Below are 19,956 nucleotides of genomic sequence, written 5' to 3'. Positions count from 1 at the left end.
AAAATATATCTCTTTAAGAAAGCTTATTTAAAAAACAACAGTATTTTGTGTATTTGAATTTATAATAGTTTTTCTTTCCTTCTTTCTTAATAATTGTTATTTCTCTATCATTGATATTATCGATTGAAACAATATTTTTTGTAATATCAGAAACATCATAGGGATCTACGAGAAGAGCAGCATCTCCTGCAATCTCTTCTGTAACACCTCCTCGGCTGGTGATTACCGGAACATTGAGGGCCATAGCTTCGATAATAGGCAAACCAAATCCTTCAGCAAGACTTGGGAAGAGTAAGGCTTTTGCTTCGCTTAATGTGCGTAGGAGCGAAAGGCGATCACTCCAAGGTAGGCGGATGACTTGGCTAGTGGGACCGCGTGGAGTGCAATCGGGGTGGTCGTCACCGTCTGGGCCGATGATGACGAGTGGTGTTTTAGTCTGACTGCGGGCATGTGCTTCTAAAATGCGTTCGATATTTTTCCGTTTTTCGACACGTCCGTAGACAAGGAATGAGTCAGAAGGAGCGATCTGTGGGGCTTTTTTGATGGCCTGTCTGGTAGCGTCATCAAATGATACAGACTGGTATAATGTTGTCACTCGTTCGGGGGATAATGCGAAATGCGAGAGCATTTGCTGACGTACTGTCTCTGAGACAGTTACGAAGTGTACATTCTTTTCGATAAGTGCCTGAAGGAGAGCAATAAAGCGTTGTGTATTAATCCCAGTTAGATGTGGGTGCGTAATAGGGATGAGGTCATGCACGGTAACGATATTGATGCAACCCTCCATAATAACGGGGAGGGGGAAGGTCCAATGCATGATGGTCGGTGGGTGTGGGGGACGTATAGAGAGTAGACGTCGATGATAGCGGTAATGAACATGAGCAATGCGATAGAGGTCGCGCGCTAGATAAGCATCGCCCCATTTGGGGTGATGGAAAGCTCGGATAGCTGGGCGTTGTGCTGTGATTGCTTTTAAAAAGCGCCAAAAGCCTGGGCGTGGTTGTGTTTTGGGGCCGCTTTCCAGAAGCCAAGAAACAGTGAAATCGTCGTTTCCTTGGAGTGTATTATAGAGTTCGACAGCATAACGGTAAACGCCGGTTCCACCTGAGCGGCCTATATGACGGCCATCGAGCCAAATAGTGGGAGAAGGATGAGGCATAATAGTTAATGACGTTTACTGGTAGTGAGATTTTGACACAGTGTAAGAGCGTATTGGATGCTTTTGTCCCATGGGTAAGGTTTCCAAGAGGATAAGGCGTTTTTCTGGTGCTGCCATAGGGGGCCATGGTGGGCGAAATCATCAATCGCTTTTTGCCAGCTTACACTATCGAGAGGGTCAACATAGAGGGCATAATCTTCGCCAACTTCGCGCAGAACGGGGATATCGGCGCATATGCTTGGTACGGATAAATTCATTGCCTCAGCGATGGGGAGGCCGTACCCTTCTGTAAAACTAGGGAATAGAAGGCCGTTAGAGGTTTTGAGAAGCGTTGTGACATCTTCATCGGATAAAGAGTTTTCCTCAATAACAGTTTCCTGTAAAGCGGGACAGCGGTCTAGAAGATCGAGAATATTCTCATTTTCCCAGCCTCTTCTTCCAATTAAAATAAGAATGGGAGTTTTGTCTTTCCCGCGTTTTTCCACCATTTGCCGCCAAAGGTGAAGGAGTAAAAGGTGGTTTTTGCGGGGTTCAATTGTGCTGAGATAAACGAAAAAAGCTCGCCCATCTTTGGGGGTACAACGAGGGAGCTGCGTTTGGTGGCGTGTGACATTATGGGGAAAGACGCCGTGCGAAACTGTCCATATGGGAAGAGAGGTGCGTCCTTGTTGAGCACTATATGTGGAGAGGGTTCTTTGCACGGTGCGTGTTGGGACGATAACACTTTCAGCTAAAGAGATGACCGTATGCATACGGGCGACATGGCGTTTATATTCACGTGGGCGTGCGTATTCTGGATATTCGATGGGAATAAGATCATGCACCATGGGCACGAACAATGCTTTTGTACGGTTAAGAAAACGACGAATAACGTCTAGGCGCATGAGATGGTGGTGAGAGAGAAGAAGATAGAACGTCGGACCGGGAAAAGGGCGTGGTGGACGGCTGACAAGACATATCGCTTTGAGTTGCCGTGCTAAGGTGCGAGCATGGGGTAAACTGTCTTTTTTCCTGTTATTCCAACCATCAAGAAGTGCTGTAATGAAAGCACGAACCATTTTAAAGGGTAGTTTATTAGTAGAGCCTGATAGGGAAAGAGCGACAAAGCAGCTTTGCGTAGGAAGATGGGTGAGTAAATATTCAGCGTAAGCGAGTTCGACACGATCAATGCCTGTGGGTACGGCATGCCCTGCGCGTGCGAGTAGGCGGGAGAGGTCAAGAATGAAGGTGGAGGATGGAGGGAAAGGTGCTTTCATGATTTTCCCGTCGTAAGGGGCGGAGTGTATTGTTCAAGGCGTGCAATTGTGCTGCGTACAAGCCTATTAAGCCCTTCTTCTGAGAAAAAGCCACCGGGGATGAGGCATTTCTCAATGAGTACACGGCGGAAAGCTGCAAAGGTCACAGCATCTGGCGCTTGGAGGTCGTTCCAAAACTGGTCAAGTGTTCCTTGATAGGTGAGGTCTTCCATATCATAGATCGCATGACCTAACGTGATGGTTGGGACACCGCAAGCGAGGGCCAGTGTCCCTGTTGTGCTGTTAACGGTAACGACGCCCTGAGCATGACGGACGATTTCAGCAATATCGCCAAGTTCCATATAATCAACGCGATTACTAATACCATGGGCATTAGCTAAGCGCGTTACGAGGCTTTTCCAATCTTGTACTCCGTTATCAAGTGGATGTTCTTTGATGACAAGGCGCATCTCTAGAGGAGCATTTTTCGCGAAAGAAACAAGAACTTCCGTGATGACTTCTGCAACTCCAGAATAGGAGGAGTGTAAGCGCAGTTGTGCGTCTGCATCCAGTTGTAATGGAAGGAGAATATATGGTTTAGGGCCTGAAGTGAGCCAGCGTGTAAGGTCTTCACTACGGCGTCGCGCTTGAGGTCTGCGGCGGAGGCGGCGGAGCCAGCCAACACCTTCCACAAGAGGTGGCCAAGGGCGATAGTTTTTCCAATAGGGGAAGCGCCATTTTGTTAAGATGGTTGCTGCATTATACGCGACACCTTCAAGAGCGCGACGCTTAAAGGAGGAGGGAACGACTTGGTGAGGGGCCGTTGGGGGGAGCTGTTGTGCTTCTTGGCGGTACTCTTCTGGGTTTTTAGAAAGTGTAGAATTGCCATTCACACCGCCCAGTTCCAGAGTAACCCAATCTGGACGGATATAGCCCTCCTCAAACACATGAACAGCAATGCCTGTTTCTCGGCAGATCAGGACAGCCTGCCGATGGAGTTCTCGGCAATCGCCAAAAAGAAGGACATCAGTGATCTGATGTTGATGTAAGATACGACCAAAGAAAGCCGGCCAAGCGCCATCGTTACCACGGAAGGCAATGCCCCCAGGAAGGCGCCAAAATGCTTCGTCTCCACCGTTAAAATTAATCTTCCATACGTTATGACCGCGTGCACGAAGGGCTTGCCCGATCCTTTGGAAAAAAGGGCCCATCAATCCTTGTAGCAACAGAAAGCGCCGTTGAGGGCGAGGGGTTTCTGCGTCGTCAGTCCTAAGGAGCTGCGTTTCGTTAAGATGCGGATCTTCAAAAAAAGAAAGTGGATCTTGCGGATGACGGTGGGGTGGGGGAACGGGGGTCGGCATGAAGGGTCCAATATTACGCAAAAAAGCGGGAAAGAGTGCGGCGAATTTGTCCTTGTTTTTCTCTCAGGCGCATGATGATGGTGGGTTTCCAGAGTGTGCGATTATTAAAACAAGATAAGAGTTCTTCTATTTCGCATCGCCGCTCTGTCGCTGGATTGACGTAGAGTGGGTAAAGAATCAGGGTAATAGCGGCAAGTTCTAGCCGGTCTAGCAGGCGTTGGCGCCGTGGTAAGTTGGGGCCGAGATGCGTTGTGAGCCCCCATCCTGCGTAGAAGGGAGCGCCATAGGTTGTGACATTTTTCCCTCGTAAAAGAGCTTCAAACCCAGTGAGAGACGTGAGGGTGTGCACTTCATCAATTTCTTCCAGAAGCTGGCTCATCGTGCCGCCGCGATGTATTTCATTGGCATAGCGTTGTATGACAGCCTCAGAGAGCGCACCGGGCCTGTGTCCTGCTTCAACATCAGGATGAGGGCGGTAAAGAATCCAAGCATCAGGATTGCGACGGCGCACATCTTGGAGAAGGTCTAGGTTGTTTGTAATGGTGCCGCCACCTCGTACGACAGAGAGGTCTCCTGCCACTTGTCCGGGAACGAGCAGGATCGGATGATGGCGACGTTGGGAGGGGCGGCTGCTATGAGGTGTTGGTGACGTCCCTGCGGCATATTTAGAGATATGTAAGCGCCGGAGAGTGGCGACCAGCTTTTGGGTTCGATCACGCAGCTCAGGGGGGACGTGTGCGTGATTAAGGAGTTTTTCTAGGTCAGACGGTTGGGAGGGATCAACATAAGCACCCTGTGTGTCAGCAATAATTGAGCACGGGGGTAGGAAACCACTTCCAAGACCTAGAGAGCGAATAAAACCATCTTCGATATGAAGGAGAGGGATACCCTTTTGTTGGGCTTTTTGTTGAAGGAGTGGAGTGACGCGTGTTGCCCAGACTGCTAAAGCGCCTTTATGGGCTTGTGCATAAGCTAATGCCCGAGAAGCGCGCCAAAAGAAACGGGGCTTGGGCCGATGCGGTTGTTGGAAGAAAACCCGAATGCGTTGACGTTTCCACCAAGCCATTCCCAAACATGCGACGATAGGGGGGCGTGGCATATGCCCCATCTGGTCTGAAGGTATGTATGGATCAGGCGTAGGAGCAGACACCGAGAGCTATCAACTTCAAAAATGTAATACAGAACAGAAGATGAAAAAGTCATCTCACTATTTCTTCTGTATGCCAGAGTTAGGAAGAAAGCGTAAAGGGCTTCTTTTCTTAAAAAAGTATGAAGAGAGAGCGAAAGTGATGCCATTAAAAAGAAGAGACTGAATAATGGCATCGGTCTAGAAGATGTTCTTATATAAACGTGCGGGTAGCAGGTTGTTATGCGTTGCGCACCGCCTTGGATAAGCGGGAAATATGCCCCAAAGCTGTCGGTACACTCGCGTCGGTAGCTTGTCCGTCATCAAAGGTTGCGGCCATGGCTTTAATGATGGCTGAAGCCACAACGGCGCCGTCGGTGATGCGGGAGGCTGTGCGTGCTTGTTCGGGGGTGCGGATCCCAAAACCGGCAACAACGGGAATGTCCGTTGCACGGCGCAGGCGGGTCATGGCTTGGGTGAGTTGGTCTTCTGTTGCCGTATTTGTGCCGGTAATTCCCGTGATACTGACGTAATACACAAAACCAGAGGCGTCAGCGAGGATCGCCTTGAGGCGTTCATCAGGCGTGGTCGGAGCGGTGAGTGTGATGAGATCCAGCGCGTTTGCTTTGGTATGAGGGCGGATAATGCCGGCCTCTTCAGGGGGGAGATCAACGACGATCAGCCCATCGACACCTGAGCGGGCAGCCTCTTGGCAGAAGCGCTCTACACCATAATGATCAATCGGGTTGAGATACCCCATGAGCACAATAGGTGTATGGTCATTTGTGCGACGGAATTGTGCGACCATATCCAGCACACCAGCGAGGGTTGCCCCCGCTTTGAGGCCCCGTTGGGCGGCGAGCTGAATGGTGGGGCCATCGGCTGATGGGTCAGAGAACGGTACGCCGACTTCGATAATATCAGCGCCGGCCTCTGGCATGGCATTTAGAAGCTTTTGGGATGTGTCGCGATCCGGATCAAATGCTTCAAGATACGGGATCAGTGCGCCACGCCCTTCCGCTTTGAGGGCGTCAAAACAGGCTTTGATACGACTCATGGGACGGGCTCCTTACAGCTGTACGCCAAGATGGGCGGCGACGGTGGGGACATCTTTATCGCCACGGCCAGAGAGATTCACGACGAGATTTTTATCAGTGCCCATCGTCGGGGCCAGTGTGCGGGCATAAGCGACCGCGTGGGCACTTTCGAGTGCTGGAATAATGCCCTCAAGGCGCGTTAGCTCTTGGAAAGCCTGCAAAGCCTCTTGATCTGTTGCACTCACATAATTGACGCGGCCAATATCGTTAAGCCATGAATGTTCTGGCCCAATACCGGGATAATCCAGCCCCGCACTGATGGAATGGGCTTCGGTAATTTGGCCGTGCGTGTCTTGAAGCAGGTAGGTACGGTTGCCGTGTAGCACACCGGGCGAACCACGTGCGATGGAGGCGGCTGTTTCCCCGCTATCAAGGCCCAAACCGCCCGCTTCCACGCCGTAGAGGGGAACATCGACATCATCAAGGAAGGGGTGGAAGATCCCCATGGCGTTTGATCCCCCACCAATGGCGGCGATGATGCCATCGGGCAGACGGCCTGTTTGTTCTTGGATCTGCATGCGTGCTTCGTCGCCAATAACGGATTGGAAATCACGCACCATTGCTGGGTAGGGGTGCGGCCCAGCGACGGTGCCGACGAGGAAGTAGGTGCTGTCCACATTGGCGACCCAGTCACGCATGGCTTCATTCATCGCGTCTTTGAGCGTGCCGGCCCCAGCGGTAACGGGGGTAACTTTCGCTCCGAGTAAATGCATGCGGAAAACATTAGGCTTTTGACGTTCAACGTCTTTGGCGCCCATATAAATCACGCATTCAAGCCCAAAAAGTGCGCAGACCGTAGCAGTGGCAACGCCGTGCTGCCCAGCGCCGGTTTCCGCAACAATGCGTTTTTTCCCCATACGACGAGCAAGCAAAATTTGGCCCATCACGTTATTAAGCTTGTGGGAGCCGGTATGGTTGAGTTCTTCACGTTTAAGGTAAATCTGGGCTCCGCCGAGTGCGTTACTCAGGCGTTTAGCGTGCCATAAAGGGCTTGGGCGGCCGACATAATCACGAAGATAGTAAGAAAGTTCTTCATGAAAAGCCGGGTCTGCTTTGGCTTTTTTGTAGGCCTCATCCAGTTCCAGCATGAGCGGCATGAGGGTTTCAGCCACAAAGCGCCCACCAAAAGGGCCGAAATGGCCGGAGAGATCGGGCCCGGAGCGGAGAGAGTTAGGCTTCTGATGGGGTATCGTCATATGGAAGAACTTTCTGCCAAAACCTGATGATAGAATACGTTATGGGCTAGCAGCTTAACCCATGATGGAGGTCTGTTCCAGTAGGGTTTATGGCGCGAAAATGTTTCTTTATAATGGGTTTAAATAATTGATATTCTTTTGCTCGTTGATACAGAAGGCGGTCTAGGCCCTGTTAGGTCTTGAGGTAATCTGCTGTAGCAGCGATGAGGATCACGGAGAGAAAGGACAGAGCGGTCTTTTCATATCGTGTTGCGATGTCGGACGTTCTCAATAAGCGGCTCTTAGAGGGACTAACTCTGACCAGAAAAAACGCTCTCACTCATACTCATGACAGACAGAAAGGAAGTCTATACCGCCTTTCAAGACATAGCAGAGCCTAGGCGGTAATAAGGATTGGAATGGTGTTGGCTCATAGTGGCGTATTAACCCTGTTTGCACTGTAGTGAAAACAAGATCACCCGATATTGCTACACAAGTTGGTGCTTTGGTCAGGCCCCCCTAACAACCTTTTCGTTAATCATTCATAAATTTTTTATTTATCATCAAATGTTGAAAATGTAATGCGATGCGTATCGTTTAAAGTCCAAATCTTTGCATCTCCCTTGAGAACAAGAGGAGAATGAGGGGTCACACTCATATCAAGAAAATGAGCTTCTTGATTCTTTGTTAAATCAAGATCAAGCATATCAAATGATTCGGAAGAAACATCCTTTCCATTTTCTGTATACTTTATAAACTTAACAATTCTTTTTTGGATAAATGTATCATCTGTTTTAGTTTTCCAAGTTTTCATAATATATTCACAGTTTTTCTGTAGTTTATCGCCATGGATGACCATTTTTTTATCCTTAAAATCAAAGTTATGTTGACGCTGAGACAACAAAAAAGAATTACTTTCGTATTGTCTATCGCATAGTGGCCGGGCCTGTATCTAGCAATGCTACCTTCTAATAGCTACGCGCTTACTAGCTTAAAAAGCTACCGTAATTCGGTAGTATATGTTTCCTTTCTTCCGCCGTAAATCTCTTTTTCCTTTTCTTACTCAAGTCCGTGAGATTTGAGATTAAGACCAGCTTACTTTTTTTAGGGGGGTGACACAGACCTGCCGTGAGAGGAGGGCTGTGCTTTCAGAGAGGAGCAGCAGCGCCTCAAGAAGGCGGCGTGCGCTCGGGGATTTCATCCCCCGTTAGGGCAGCGGCAACGAGGGCTTCTTGTTGCTCTTTATGCATGCTGGCGTTTCCTGTCGCTGGTGAGGCGCTGGCATCGCGTCCGACATAGCGGAGGCGCGAGACAGAATGATTGAGATCACGCAAGGTATATTCAATCCGTCGGTCAATAAAGCGCCATGCCCCGCTATTGCGTGGTTCTTCTTGGCACCAGATCACATCGCTTGCGTTGGGATGTTGGGCGAGCACATCCGCGAGCGGTTGGTGTGGGTAGGGGTAGAGCTGCTCTAGTCGGATGAGCGCGATCCCTTCCAGTTTTTGTTCTTCACGCGCGGCGAGCAAGTCGTAATAGACCTTACCTGAGCAGATCACGATACGGCGGGCATTCTTAGGGGTGGCGGGGTCTCCCAATACCGGTTGGAAGCGCGTGTGGGGCCCCATCTCTTCCAAGGTTGAGACGGCCTTTTTGTGGCGTAGAAGGGATTTCGGCGTAAAGACGACCAACGGCTTGCGGCAACGGCGGGCAATTTGGCGGCGTAAGGTGTGGAAGAAGCTCGCAGGCGTTGAAGGCATGCACACACGTAGGTTATTTTCTGCACAAAGCTGCAAGAAACGCTCTGGTCGTGCGGAGGAATGTTCGGGCCCAGCCCCTTCATACCCATGCGGGAGAAGAAGCGTGAGCCCCGACGTGCGCAGCCATTTCGTCTCACCAGCGGCGAGGAACTGGTCGATCATAATCTGTGCGCCATTGGCAAAATCACCAAATTGCGCTTCCCACAATACGAGGGCTTCGGGGTTGCCTTGTGAATAGCCATATTCAAAGCCCAAGACCCCATATTCAGAGAGAGGGGAGTCCCAAATCTCAACGGGGGCTTGGCGGCGTGCAATATGGGCGAGCGGTGTATAATGCGCGCCTGTTTTTTGGTCGCTCAGTACCGCATGGCGCTGGCTGAAGGTGCCGCGTCCGCTATCTTGGCCAGAGAGACGCACCGGATGGCCATCAAGGGCCAACGTACCAAAAGCGAGCGATTCCGCCGTAGCCCAATCAATGGGGCCATGAGCGGTCAGGGCGTCGTTCCGTGTTTTCAGCTGGCGAGCTAAGCGTGGGTGAACGTGAAAGTCGCGTGGTGTCGCGGTGAGGCCTTCACCTACCGTGAGCAGCCGTGGGAGTGGCACGCCGGTCATGGGTTGGATACGTTGGGGCGTATCTTGCAAGCGTGTGGGGTCTTGCGGACTATAATCAAGCCACTCGGTGGGGTCTGGCTGGTAACGATCCGCTTCTTTAAAGGCCCGTTCGAGTGTGGCTTGCACATCATCCCACAAACGTTGGGCGTGATCGTCCTTAATAGCGCCTTTTTCTTGGAGTTTCTGCGCATAGAGACGGCGTAAGGTGGGATGATTTTTGATCGTTTCCACCATGGCGGGTTGAGTAAAACCGGGATCGTCCGTTTCATTATGGCCATGGCGACGATAGGCGATAATATCGACCACAATATCGGTGCCGAATGTTTGTCGCCATTCATGGGCCAGCATCGCACAGCGTGCAACGGCTTCGGGGTCATCGCCATTGACGTGAAGGATCGGCGCTTGCACGGTTTTGGCGACATCACTGTTCCAAATGCCGGAATGGGCGGCCTCTTGGCCTGTGGTAAAGCCGATCTGGTTATTGACGATCAGATGAACCGTGCCGCCCGTGCGATACCCTTCTAAGCGAGAGAGTTGCAGGGTTTCATACACAACACCTTGTCCTGCAAAAGCGGCATCACCGTGGACGAGAACGCCCAGATGTTTTTGGCGTTGTGCATCATGATGGCGGTCTTGGTCAGCGCGGACACGGCCCAAGACGACGGGGTCCACCGCTTCTAGATGTGACGGATTGGGCAGGAGGGCCAAGCGGAGCTGGTGGCGGCCTTGATGGAGCGTGGTTGCCGTGCCGAGATGATATTTAACGTCGCCTGAAACGGGAATGCCTTCAGGGTGGAAAGATTGCCCTGCAAACTCGCTGAAAATAGCGGCATAAGGTTTGCGCAAAATGTTCGCCATGGCGTTTAGGCGCCCGCGATGAGGCATGCCTAAAGAGATGGACGCGCTATTGCTCTGCATCGCGCAGTTAATGAGCGTTTGGAGCGCGACATTGAGGCTTTCACTCCCTTCTAGGCCAAAGCGCCGCATACCGGTGAAGCGTTGCTGACAAAATGTCTCAAACCCTTCAGAGCGTGTGAGAAGGGTGAGGATATGGTCGGGTGAGAGAGGGAGAGGTGCTTGATGGGGTGTTTCAAAGCGTTCAATCCACCATTGGCGCTGTGCATCATCAAGAAGATGCATAAATTCTACACCGATCGTGCCGCAATAAGCCCGTTTTAGGCGCGTGAGGAGGGAGGGGTCTGCATCTGTAGGGGAAAGAGCGTCTTGTTGACGTGGCGGGTGGAGGGCCAGCGGGTCAAGCTGGGCGCTGAGATGGCCAGAGACTCGGAAAGCATGGCGGAGCTGTTCGTCACGCAGGCTGGCAGAAGCCCCCCCTTCAGCGGAGGAAGGCCTTTGAGGCGCGCTGTCATCAAGTGTTTCAAAAAGGGCAGCTGTTTGGGGATTAACAGACTTAGGATCGGCTAACCACTGTGCATGCAGGCTGTCCAAATACGCACTATTGTCGCTTGTGATGGCGTAGCGGAGGTCAGGCGAGTTGGTGGTGGTCATGACTATTCTTTCCCCTAGAGACTAAAGCAGGTTTTAGCTCAATCTGCCCAGTAGAGGAACCATTTCTGACGCATAGAGGATGTGCTGTAAGAAGACGCTTGCTGAGGACGGTTAAAGAGAGGTAGCGTGAGGCCGTTATGACGATGGGTTTATCTTTAAATTACGAGGCTGTGCGGCGTGCTGAAGTTGCGACGCATCCGTGCCCTCACCTTGTAGTGACGGACTTTCTCAGTGCTGAGACGCTGAAGAAAGTTGTCTCGCTTCTGCCAGAGCTTAAGTCTGGGGGGTCTTACCCGCCTAGTGCTTTGTCTCTTCCTCCGGCTTTGGCGGGCCTGTTGGAGGAATTTCAGGGCTCTTGGCTCAAAGAGATTGTCTCTGAAAAATTCAATATTGATGTGCGCACAGCACCGAGCATGATGACCATGCGTGGCCGCACGAGGGAAAAGGATGGTCGCATCCATCGTGATAGCAGCGCCAAGCGTGTGACCATCTTGCTTTACCTTAATGACGGAGAGCGTGATTGGAGTGCCCATGATGGGTGTTTGCGTTTCCTCAACGGGCCGGATGACATTGAGGATTACGCGGTAGAGATTCCACCGGCTGGGGGTACGTTGGTGATCTTCCCTAACGGCCCTAATACATGGCATGGGCACCGAACATATGTGGGGCCGCGCTTTACGGTGCAGCTTAATTACATGGCTGGTGATGAAAAAGCCCAGCACGAAATCAGGCGCCACGGTCTTTCCGCATTGTGGAAGCGTTTGGTGCGTTCAGCGTAAGATGATGGCGTAAAAGGCACGAGTAGGGAGCAATTGGGTGAGCCTGTATGTCATGCCGCTATTGGCGTTCTTTGTCACATTTATGATTATCCTCATCACCCCGGGTTTGGATATGGCTATGATGATCCGAACAACGGTGAATGAGGGACGCCGGGCAGGTTTGGGCGCAGCCTGTGGGATCTGCTTAGGGCTGGGCGTTTGGGGGCTTGCGACTGTGCTGGGGTTGAGCACAGTGTTAGCGGCTTCTGCTGTGCTTTTTACGGCATTAAAATGGGCAGGGGCCTGCTATCTCGTTTGGCAAGGGATTAAGCTGATCTTGTGGCCGCGTGCACAGGCTGTTGACCTTGATGGTGGCGCGGCTGAGGGGCAGAGCTCTTCCTTTGGGAAAGGGGTGAGGCTGGGGTTCTTGTGCAATATTCTTAACCCCAAAGTCGGGATTATTTTCATCAGCTTGCTTCCCCAATTTATTCCCACCGGTGTTAATACGTCACTTTACACACTCTTCCTGACAGGCTTTCAGATCGTGATTGCCTCTCTCTGGTATGTCAGTTTCGTCTTGCTCATTGTGCCGATTAAGTCTCTCATCACAAAGGGGCGTTTCGTAACGGTGATGGATCGCGTGACAGGATGTGTGTTCGTCGGGTTGGGCCTGAAATTGGTGCTGACCAAAGCCCCCACACATTGACCCACCCCCTGGGTTTAAAGATGCAGGGTGCCCGTTAGGGTGCTGTGGGTATGGCCGCCCACCCAGATCGTGCCATCATCATGCTTGTCGATTGAAATCAGACCATCACGCCCCAATGCTGCTCCTTGTGAAACGGTATAATGGGCAGGGGCTCTGTTTTGTCCAATCAGCCATTGGGCCATGCTGGCATTGAGGCTTCCGCAGACGGGGTCTTCATTCGCGCCATGATTCATAGCAAAAGCGCGGAGCTCAAAGTCAGCGCCCGGGCCATCTGTTTCACGATCCCACGGGCCGATGACACCAAAGCAGAGATCCTCCATTGTCGCAAAAGCGGGCTTGAGGGCGAGCACTTCTTGGCGAGAGCGGAGGAGAAGGCCCATCCAACCGGGGCCATTATCCACCCATGACGAGGCCACAATTCCACTGACGGAAAGATTGAGCCCATGGGCAATGCGTTTAAGAAGGTCAGGCGCAATAGGGCCAGAGCGAATAAGGGGAGGGGCTGCAAAGGCGAGCTGGTCATCGGTGCGTTTAACGGGAATAAGGCCCGCTTTGCACTCTTGTATGATGGTGTCACCTCGTGGCGTCCCACCAGCTTCCAGCCAAGCATGACAGGTGCCGAGCGTGGGATGGCCGGCAAAGGGAAGCTCACCAGCGGGCGTAAAGATTCTAACCCGGTAATCAGCCTTGTCTGTCGTGGGAGGGAGGATGAATGTCGTTTCACTCAGGTTCGTCCAACGCGCAAATTGTTGCATTGCGTCATCACTGAGACTTTCTGCTTGGGTAACGACAGCCACAGGGTTCCCCTTGAGCGGGTATGTGGAAAAGACATTAACTTGCGTGAACGGGAGTGTCATAGCGCAGTGCTTTTGTGATCAACGAGGGACGATGACGCGATGTTGAACGAATGCGACAGAGATTGGCAAGAGAAGAGGTTAAAAACAGTTAAGAAAGTACGTGTCTTTTAGGGCTTGTCGCTTGCGTCTGCATTAAGAGCATGTTCCTATCCCACGGGAATAATGTTGGTTATGTTTGGGTGACGGCCCAAAGGAGATGATTATGGGGTATAAAGTTGCGGTTGTCGGGGCCACAGGTGCTGTTGGGCGGGAGATTCTGCGCATTCTGGCAGAGCGCAACTTCCCTATCGACGAGATTGTTGCCCTTGCGTCAGCGCGCTCTGTTGGGCGTGAGGTGTCCTTTGGGGACAAAAAAGTGCTCAAGGTGCAAAATCTTGAGACGTTTGATTTCGGCGGATGGGATCTAGCCCTCTTTTCCCCTGGTGGGGCGGTATCGGCTAAATATGCGCCGCGTGCGGCCGCTAAAGGCTGTATCGTGGTGGATAATACGTCCCATTTCCGGATGGAACCGGGCGTGCCGTTGGTGGTGCCAGAGGTTAATGCCTCTGCCCTGAAAAAAGCCCGTCGCGGGATTATCGCGAACCCGAATTGTTCCACAGCCCAGATGATGGTGGCGTTGAAGCCTCTTCATGACCTGTTTGATATTCAACGTGTGGTGGTGTCCACCTATCAAGCCGTGTCTGGTGCGGGTAAATCGGGGATGGATGAGCTCTATCATCAAACCAAAGGCAGCTTTGTGCATGATGCCCCTGAGGTGTCGCAGTTCACTAAGCAGATTGCCTTTAACGTGATCCCCCATATTGATCGTTTTATGGATGATGGCGCCACGAAGGAAGAGTGGAAGATGACCGTCGAGACACGCAAGATTCTCGACCCGGACATTAAAGTGCTCGCCACCTGTGTACGCGTTCCTGTCTTTATTGGTCATTCTGAAGCGATCAGCATTGAATGTGCAAAGCCGATTGACCTAGACGCGGCATATAAAGCACTGCGTGCAGCGCCGGGCGTTATTGTGCGTGATGAGCGTGAAGATGGCGGCTATGTCACACCGTTGGAATGTGTGGGTGATGATGACACCTACATCTCTCGTTTGCGCATTGATCCAACGGTTGAGAATGGTCTGGCTTTCTGGTGTGTGGCCGACAACCTCCGCAAAGGGGCGGCCCTCAACGCGGTGCAAATTGCGGAAAGTTTGGACAAGCAAAAGCTGCTAGGCCCGGATACGCCACTTGGCAAACCTGTTGAGCGTCCTGAAGAGCCTCCTGAAGACTAAGAGTTTCTCTTTTAATTAACGAGGGGAGTTCTATATTTAGTACATGTCTTACTTCACCTATACCTCCCCTCGTCATCCTGTCCCGCCAGAAGGGCGGGCCGGGGTGTTGCTGATCAATCTTGGGACGCCTGACGATACGGGGTATTTCTCCGTAAGGCGTTATCTGCAAGAATTCCTCTCTGATCGTCGTGTGATTGAGGCGCCTCCTGCCATTTGGCAGCCCATCTTGCATGCTGCTGTGCTCTCACGCCGTCCTTTCCAAAGTGGGGAAAATTACGCTCGTATTTGGGATAGGGTTGAAAACGCGTCGCCTTTATTCGTTTATACAAAGCGACAGGCCGAGCAGCTGGCAGAGCGGCTGGAACCAGAAGGTATCCCGGTGGCGTATGGCATGCGTTATGGCAAGCCATCCATTAAAGCAGCGGTGGAGAACCTGATGGATCGCGGGTGCGACCGCATCGTGAGTATTCCGCTTTATCCGCAATATTCCGCTACCACGACCGCCACAGCGAACGACCAGCTTTTCCGTCGTCTCATGCGGTTGCGGCGCCAGCCTTTTATCACGACGGTGCCGTCTTTCCCTGACCATCCAGCCTTTATTAAAGCCTTAGAGACGTCCGTACGGGAGCGATTTGCTGAGCTTTCCTTTAAGCCACAGCGTCTTATTGCGTCTTATCATGGTTTACCCAAAACCTGTGTGGAGCAGGGCGACCCGTATCAGGAAGAATGCGCTCGTACCACCAAAGCCCTTGCTAAAGCGTTAGATCTACGTGATGAGCAACTCCCCATGACCTTCCAGTCCCGCTTTGGGCCGATGGAATGGCTGCAGCCTTATACGGCACCGTTTGTTGCGTCTTTACCAGCGCAGGGCATTACAAAAATTGCCGTTATTATGCCGGGCTTTATGGCTGATTGTATCGAAACGCTCGATGAAATTGGTCATGAACTTCGCGATGAATTTATGGAAGCCGGTGGTGAGGAATTTGCACTTGTGCCATGCCTCAATGATTCGTCTGGTGCGATTGATCTTCTCGAAGAACTTGCGCGCCCTTATGTAACGAGTTTCCGCTCTTCTTAAAGAAGAGAGGAGATTAGATATAAAAAACCCCGGTGGCTGAGAAGCACACCGGGGTTTCTGTTAAGCAATGTGAATTTCTTTATTGAGCAGCAGCAGGTGTTGCGCTTGCTTGGCCTGAAGCTGGTTTAGCAGGGGTTTGTTCAGCATCATACCACTGACCTTTTTGAGCGAGCGTCGCTTTCTTATTGGCTTGTGGGTCATTTGCATGTTCTTTGTCCCATGCAGCGGCTTTTTGACGCAGGTTTTTGCGGTATTTATGGCGCTGATACATGCCAACAGCGCAGCCCCCAACGGCTCCAAGTACACCGTGGCGTTTAGCAACATGGCCAGCAACGGCTCCTGCAGCTCCATATTTCAGGCAACCACCCGGTTCCGCAAAAGCTAGCGGCGTGGAGGAGCCTACCAAGAAAGTAGCAGCGAGAAGGGAGCAAAATGTACGATTCATGGTCTATCCTTAAACCCAAACGTTACGTGTAACGTAAAATCCCTAACATGAAGAAACGTCAGGATCTCTTTCGTAGGGTTTATTGATAGTAAAGCAAAAGAAGGGCAACGTCTATAAGAGAGTGACGGCCCTACGACCAAGATGGTCGGAGTGAGAGGATTCGAACCTCCGGCCCCTGCGTCCCGAACACAGTGCTCTACCAAGCTGAGCTACACTCCGTTTTCGTGCTTTTCTTCCTACTCTTGGCAGGGGGGAAGTGCAAGGGGGGAGGCTCGGTTTTTGTGTTTTCTAGAGGGGAAGAGGGCATAAAAAACCCCCCTCCAATGGCACTTTATTGGAGGGGGGAAAATGCTGTGCCGTGATAGGCTTAAAGCGCTTTAGCCAGTTCTGGCATGACCTCGAACAAATCGCCCACTAAACCATAATCGGCCACTTTGAAGATGGGGGCATCAGGGTCGATATTAATCGCCACAATGGTGCGGCTATCTTTCATCCCTGCGAGATGTTGCAGAGCGCCTGATAGACCAACAGCAATGTAAAGCTCGGGGGCAACGATCTTACCTGTTTGGCCGACCTGCATCTCATTAGGCGCGAATCCTGCATCCACAGCAGCGCGTGACGCACCAATAGCAGCGTCCAGCTTATCAGCCACCGGAGCGAGGAGCGTCTCAAAATTACGCGCGTCTTTAACGCCCTTACCACCGGAGATAATGACGCGTGCGACCTCAAGCTCTGGTCGGTCAGAGTTCGAGAGTTCAACACGCACAAAGCGGCTTTTCTCGTCTTCAGCCGGAAGATCCAGAACTTCAACAGCAGCAGACCCGCCTGTTGCGTCAACAGGGTCAAAGTTAGAACTACGGATCGTTAGCACTTTGATACGGTCAGCAGATTGAACGGTAACGAGGGCATTACCAGCGTAGATGGGGCGCACGAACGTATCATCGCCCTTGATCTCGATCACATCTGTCAGAGGCTGTACGTCTAGCAACCCTGCAACGCGAGGGAGGACGTTCTTCCCAGTCGCAGAAGCGGGGCTGAGGATATGGCTATAAGCCTCAGCATGCTGGGCGATGAAGGCAGCCGTAGGTTCAGCCAACAAATGCGGCGCTGCTGGTACATGCAGCACTTTACGCACACCAGACAGGGCAGACGCTGCGTCGACACCTTCGCCAAAAAGCAGAACATCAACATCACCAAAGTGTGATGCGGCAGCAATGGCTGAACGTGATGCCTGGCGTACCTGTCCCTGTTCGATTTCGATCAGAACCAGAGCTGTCATGGGAGTACCTTTGCTTCTGTCTTGAGCTTATTGACAAGCTCTTCCACGCTCTTAACGATCACACCGGCTTCGCGTGCAGGTGGCTCAGACACGGAAACAACCTTCAGACGCGGAGCTATATCGACATCAAGCGAGTCGGCCTCAATCGTTTCCAGCGGCTTTTTACGCGCCTTCATGATGTTCGGCAGGGACGCATAGCGTGGCTCATTAAGGCGCAGATCAGCTGTAATGACAGCCGGCAGGGTAAGGGAGACGACCTCCACACCACCATCAATCTCGCGTGAGACGATCGCACTGCCATTATCGACGATGACTTCGCTGGCAAAGGTGCCTTGTGGCCATCCCAGCTTGGCGGCCAAAATTTGGCCCGTTGCGTTCATGTCATCATCAATCGCTTGCTTACCCATGCTGACAAGGCCGGGCTGCTCGCGTTCAACGACCGCCTGTAAAAGCTTGGCAACGGCCAGTGGCTCAAGCTCAGCATCCGTACGGATGAGAATGGCGCGGTCTGCGCCCATGGCCATGGCGGTGCGCAATGTATCTTGGGCCGCTTGTGGACCAATGGAGACCGCAACCACCTCTTGGGCATGGCCTTTCTCACGGAGGCGAAGAGCCTCCTCAAGAGCGATTTCGTCGAAAGGATTCATGGACATTTTCACGCCCTGAGTTTCGACACCGCTACCATCAGCCGCGACACGCGGCTTGATGTTGTAATCAACAACCCGTTTGACGGGGACAAGAACTTTCATGGGCATCTTTCGTTACTGTCGCCGCTGATAATATTCCGCGCAGACTAACCTGTCTGCGCGAAAAAGTCACATCATGGTCTTGTATAGCTGCTTTGCTCTACATACCGGAAGGGTAATTTGGCCCGCTTCCGCCCTCAGGGGGGCACCAGCGGATATTTTGCGTGGGGTCTTTAATATCGCAGCTCTTACAATGAACGCAGTTTTGAGCGTTAATTTGGAGGTATTTTTCCCCATTGTCCCGTGTGTTGGCTTCATACACGCCAGCGGGGCAATAGCGACTTTCTGGAGAGGAAAAGCGTGCTTCGTTAACCTCATTCCACAGAGCTGGATCACGCAATTTGAGATGCACAGGCTGGTTGTCATCGTGGCTCAGATTGCTGAGATAGACAGAACTCGTACGGTCAAATGTGAGGGTTCCATCCGGTTTAGGATAGTCAATCTTCGGCGCTTCTTTTGCGGGAATAAGGGTCTGATTGTCTGCATGAGGGTGGCGCAGCGTCCAAGGGGCTTTCCCACGGAAGACCATGCTATCAATCCCGCTATACAGCGCGCCGAGCTGCATGCCCCATTTAGAGAAGGATGGGCGGATATTACGGGCTTCGTACAGTTCAGACCATAGCCACGAATTTTGCAGTCGTTCTTGGTAGGTTTGCGCTTCAGGATTCGTTGAGCGAAGAGCTTCTGAGACTGCATCAGCGGCAATCATGCCGGACTTGAGGGCGGTATGTGTGCCCTTAATTTTGGGCATGTTAAGGAAGCCAGCACAATCGCCTGTCAGCACCCCGCCGGGGAAGGTGAGTTTTGGGAGGGATTGAAAGCCCCCTTCTGAAAGGGCGCGGGCACCGTAGATAATCCGGCGCCCACCTTCAAAATGCGGGCGGAAGGCCGGGTGCTGTTTGGTGCGCTGCATTTCCTCAAAAGGTGAGAGCCACGGATTGCTGTAATCAAGGGCGGTGACAAAGCCATAGGAGACGAGATTTTCTCCAAAATGGTACAGGAACGCCCCACCATAGGTGTGATTATCAAGCGGCCAGCCAAAACTATGTTGCACAAAACCGGGGCGATGATTTTCTTTGGGAATCTCCCATACTTCCTTAATCCCGAGCCCATAAGTTTGTGGGTCAGCATTTTCGCGAAGTTTGTAATGGTTGATCGCGTCATGGCTGAGAGAACCACGCGCCCCTTCGGCTAAAATGACCTGACGGGCTCTTAAAATCATGCCGGGCATAAATTCCGACTTATGGTTGCCGTCTCGGTCAACACCCATATCGCCTGTGACAACACCGCAGACGCAGCCATCTTCGATATGGAGCTGAGCACCGGTAAAGCCGGGGTAGATCTCAACACCAAAAAGCTCTGCCTGTTGGCCAAGCCAGCGGCAGAGATCACCGAGGGAAACAACATAATTCCCGCGATTATCCATTTGCGGCATCAACAGGTGAAGAGCCGGGACGGGGATAGAGCCTTGCTTGGTGAGATAGAGAAGCTTTTCTTCAGAAACAGGCGTGTTAAGAGGAGCGCCGCGCTCTTTCCAGTCAGGAAGAAGTTCCGTGAGAGCCTTCGGTTCAATCACCGCGCCGGAGACGATATGCGCCCCAATTTCACTGCCTTTTTCAAGGACGCAGACCCCCAATGTTGGGTTTTTCTGCCGAAGTCGGATCGCGGCGGCCAGTCCAGCCGGCCCTCCGCCGACGATGACAACATCGAAGGCCATTTCCTCACGTTCAACAGCGTTTTGTGCGTCGTTTGGTGACTGTGTCATTGGGCGATCTCCTTC

17 protein-coding genes and 1 tRNA gene are annotated in these 19,956 nt (G+C 52.0%); 4 read left to right on the top strand and 14 right to left on the bottom strand.

Going from position 1 to position 19,956, the window contains the following annotated elements; all coding sequences use genetic code 11:
- Window positions 1-13: 13 nt before the first annotated feature.
- From F457_RS0108180 to F457_RS0108140, 8 genes are all read right to left on the bottom strand, one after another.
- Window positions 14-1,159, bottom strand: coding sequence for a glycosyltransferase family 4 protein (locus F457_RS0108180; RefSeq protein WP_018980649.1), 1,146 nt, complete (start codon window positions 1,157-1,159; stop codon window positions 14-16).
- Between the two features lie 5 nt (window positions 1,160-1,164).
- Window positions 1,165-2,415, bottom strand: coding sequence for a glycosyltransferase family 4 protein (locus tag F457_RS0108175; RefSeq protein WP_018980648.1), 1,251 nt, complete (start codon window positions 2,413-2,415; stop codon window positions 1,165-1,167).
- The gene (locus F457_RS0108170) at window positions 2,412-3,755 is read right to left on the bottom strand and encodes a capsule biosynthesis protein (protein ID WP_083912743.1); all 1,344 of its coding nucleotides are present in this window, start codon (window positions 3,753-3,755) and stop codon (window positions 2,412-2,414) included. The genes F457_RS0108175 and F457_RS0108170 overlap by 4 nt, the downstream gene beginning before the upstream one ends.
- Before the next feature lie 13 nt (window positions 3,756-3,768).
- On the bottom strand, window positions 3,769-4,854 hold the full coding sequence (locus F457_RS12630; protein WP_018980646.1) for a capsular polysaccharide export protein, LipB/KpsS family: 1,086 nt from the start codon (window positions 4,852-4,854) through the stop codon (window positions 3,769-3,771).
- A gap of 268 nt (window positions 4,855-5,122) precedes the next feature.
- The gene (gene trpA / locus F457_RS0108155; protein ID WP_018980644.1) at window positions 5,123-5,938 is read right to left on the bottom strand and encodes a tryptophan synthase subunit alpha; all 816 of its coding nucleotides are present in this window, start codon (window positions 5,936-5,938) and stop codon (window positions 5,123-5,125) included.
- Window positions 5,939-5,950: 12 nt separating this feature from the next.
- Window positions 5,951-7,174 carry a tryptophan synthase subunit beta gene (gene trpB, locus F457_RS0108150; protein ID WP_018980643.1) on the bottom strand — a complete coding sequence of 408 codons (1,224 nt, stop codon included), beginning with the start codon at window positions 7,172-7,174 and terminating at the stop codon, window positions 5,951-5,953.
- Window positions 7,175-7,706: 532 nt separating this feature from the next.
- The gene (locus F457_RS0108145) at window positions 7,707-8,057 is read right to left on the bottom strand and encodes a hypothetical protein (RefSeq protein ID WP_156809407.1); all 351 of its coding nucleotides are present in this window, start codon (window positions 8,055-8,057) and stop codon (window positions 7,707-7,709) included.
- 265 nt (window positions 8,058-8,322) lie between these two features.
- Complete coding sequence (locus F457_RS0108140) at window positions 8,323-11,034, bottom strand: 2-oxoglutarate dehydrogenase E1 component (RefSeq protein ID WP_018980641.1); 2,712 nt, start codon at window positions 11,032-11,034, stop codon at window positions 8,323-8,325.
- Window positions 11,035-11,171: 137 nt separating this feature from the next.
- On the opposite strand from F457_RS0108140, the gene F457_RS0108135 reads away from it, so the two are divergent.
- Together F457_RS0108135 and F457_RS0108130 are read left to right on the top strand one after the other, a co-directional pair.
- The gene (locus F457_RS0108135) at window positions 11,172-11,813 is read left to right on the top strand and encodes a 2OG-Fe(II) oxygenase family protein (protein WP_018980640.1); all 642 of its coding nucleotides are present in this window, start codon (window positions 11,172-11,174) and stop codon (window positions 11,811-11,813) included.
- 37 nt (window positions 11,814-11,850) lie between these two features.
- Entirely contained in the window at window positions 11,851-12,498 is a 648-nt protein-coding gene (locus F457_RS0108130; RefSeq protein ID WP_018980639.1) for a LysE family translocator, read from the top strand.
- Window positions 12,499-12,512: 14 nt separating this feature from the next.
- Here F457_RS0108130 and F457_RS0108125 read toward each other — a convergent pair whose 3' ends face one another.
- Window positions 12,513-13,355 carry a PhzF family phenazine biosynthesis protein gene (locus F457_RS0108125; RefSeq protein WP_018980638.1) on the bottom strand — a complete coding sequence of 281 codons (843 nt, stop codon included), beginning with the start codon at window positions 13,353-13,355 and terminating at the stop codon, window positions 12,513-12,515.
- A gap of 202 nt (window positions 13,356-13,557) precedes the next feature.
- Here F457_RS0108125 and F457_RS0108120 point away from each other — a divergent pair, with 202 nt between their 5' ends.
- Entirely contained in the window at window positions 13,558-14,628 is a 1,071-nt protein-coding gene (locus tag F457_RS0108120) for an aspartate-semialdehyde dehydrogenase (RefSeq protein WP_018980637.1), read from the top strand.
- 43 nt (window positions 14,629-14,671) lie between these two features.
- The gene (gene hemH, locus F457_RS0108115; RefSeq protein WP_018980636.1) at window positions 14,672-15,706 is read left to right on the top strand and encodes a ferrochelatase; all 1,035 of its coding nucleotides are present in this window, start codon (window positions 14,672-14,674) and stop codon (window positions 15,704-15,706) included.
- A 79-nt stretch (window positions 15,707-15,785) separates the two neighbouring features.
- Here hemH and F457_RS0108110 read toward each other — a convergent pair whose 3' ends face one another.
- The 5 genes from F457_RS0108110 to F457_RS0108085 form a co-directional block, all read right to left on the bottom strand.
- Entirely contained in the window at window positions 15,786-16,151 is a 366-nt protein-coding gene (locus F457_RS0108110; RefSeq protein WP_018980635.1) for a hypothetical protein, read from the bottom strand.
- Window positions 16,152-16,293: 142 nt separating this feature from the next.
- Window positions 16,294-16,370: transfer RNA gene (locus F457_RS0108105), tRNA-Pro, on the bottom strand.
- Window positions 16,371-16,518: 148 nt separating this feature from the next.
- Entirely contained in the window at window positions 16,519-17,430 is a 912-nt protein-coding gene (locus tag F457_RS0108095) for an electron transfer flavoprotein subunit alpha/FixB family protein (RefSeq protein WP_018980634.1), read from the bottom strand.
- Entirely contained in the window at window positions 17,427-18,179 is a 753-nt protein-coding gene (locus F457_RS0108090; RefSeq protein ID WP_018980633.1) for an electron transfer flavoprotein subunit beta/FixA family protein, read from the bottom strand. The genes F457_RS0108095 and F457_RS0108090 overlap by 4 nt, the downstream gene beginning before the upstream one ends.
- Window positions 18,180-18,276: 97 nt before the next feature.
- Window positions 18,277-19,941: an electron transfer flavoprotein-ubiquinone oxidoreductase gene (locus F457_RS0108085; RefSeq protein WP_018980632.1), complete on the bottom strand. Its 1,665-nt coding sequence runs from the start codon at window positions 19,939-19,941 to the stop codon at window positions 18,277-18,279.
- Between the last annotated feature and the right edge of the window lie 15 nt (window positions 19,942-19,956).

It is taken from the genome of Saccharibacter floricola DSM 15669 (genome assembly GCF_000378165.1).
Taxonomy (GTDB): domain Bacteria; phylum Pseudomonadota; class Alphaproteobacteria; order Acetobacterales; family Acetobacteraceae; genus Saccharibacter; species Saccharibacter floricola.
Note: the sequence above shows the minus strand (reverse complement) of the source record. Positions and strands in the feature narration are given on the sequence as shown.

Bases quoted from the DNA above. Each gene is read 5' to 3' on its own strand.
- F457_RS0108180 (WP_018980649.1), bottom strand. From the start codon at position 1,159: ATGCCTCATCCTTCTCCCACTATTTGGCTCGATGGCCGTCATATAGGC.
- F457_RS0108175 (WP_018980648.1), bottom strand. From the start codon at position 2,415: ATGAAAGCACCTTTCCCTCCATCCTCCACCTTCATTCTTGACCTCTCC.
- F457_RS0108170 (WP_083912743.1), bottom strand. From the start codon at position 3,755: ATGCCGACCCCCGTTCCCCCACCCCACCGTCATCCGCAAGATCCACTT.
- F457_RS12630 (WP_018980646.1), bottom strand. From the start codon at position 4,854: ATGCCACGCCCCCCTATCGTCGCATGTTTGGGAATGGCTTGGTGGAAA.
- trpA (WP_018980644.1), bottom strand. From the start codon at position 5,938: ATGAGTCGTATCAAAGCCTGTTTTGACGCCCTCAAAGCGGAAGGGCGT.
- trpB (WP_018980643.1), bottom strand. From the start codon at position 7,174: ATGACGATACCCCATCAGAAGCCTAACTCTCTCCGCTCCGGGCCCGAT.
- F457_RS0108140 (WP_018980641.1), bottom strand. From the start codon at position 11,034: ATGACCACCACCAACTCGCCTGACCTCCGCTACGCCATCACAAGCGAC.
- F457_RS0108135 (WP_018980640.1), top strand. From the start codon at position 11,172: ATGACGATGGGTTTATCTTTAAATTACGAGGCTGTGCGGCGTGCTGAA.
- F457_RS0108125 (WP_018980638.1), bottom strand. From the start codon at position 13,355: ATGACACTCCCGTTCACGCAAGTTAATGTCTTTTCCACATACCCGCTC.
- F457_RS0108120 (WP_018980637.1), top strand. From the start codon at position 13,558: ATGGGGTATAAAGTTGCGGTTGTCGGGGCCACAGGTGCTGTTGGGCGG.
- hemH (WP_018980636.1), top strand. From the start codon at position 14,672: ATGTCTTACTTCACCTATACCTCCCCTCGTCATCCTGTCCCGCCAGAA.
- F457_RS0108110 (WP_018980635.1), bottom strand. From the start codon at position 16,151: ATGAATCGTACATTTTGCTCCCTTCTCGCTGCTACTTTCTTGGTAGGC.
- F457_RS0108095 (WP_018980634.1), bottom strand. From the start codon at position 17,430: ATGACAGCTCTGGTTCTGATCGAAATCGAACAGGGACAGGTACGCCAG.
- F457_RS0108090 (WP_018980633.1), bottom strand. From the start codon at position 18,179: ATGAAAGTTCTTGTCCCCGTCAAACGGGTTGTTGATTACAACATCAAG.
- F457_RS0108085 (WP_018980632.1), bottom strand. From the start codon at position 19,941: ATGACACAGTCACCAAACGACGCACAAAACGCTGTTGAACGTGAGGAA.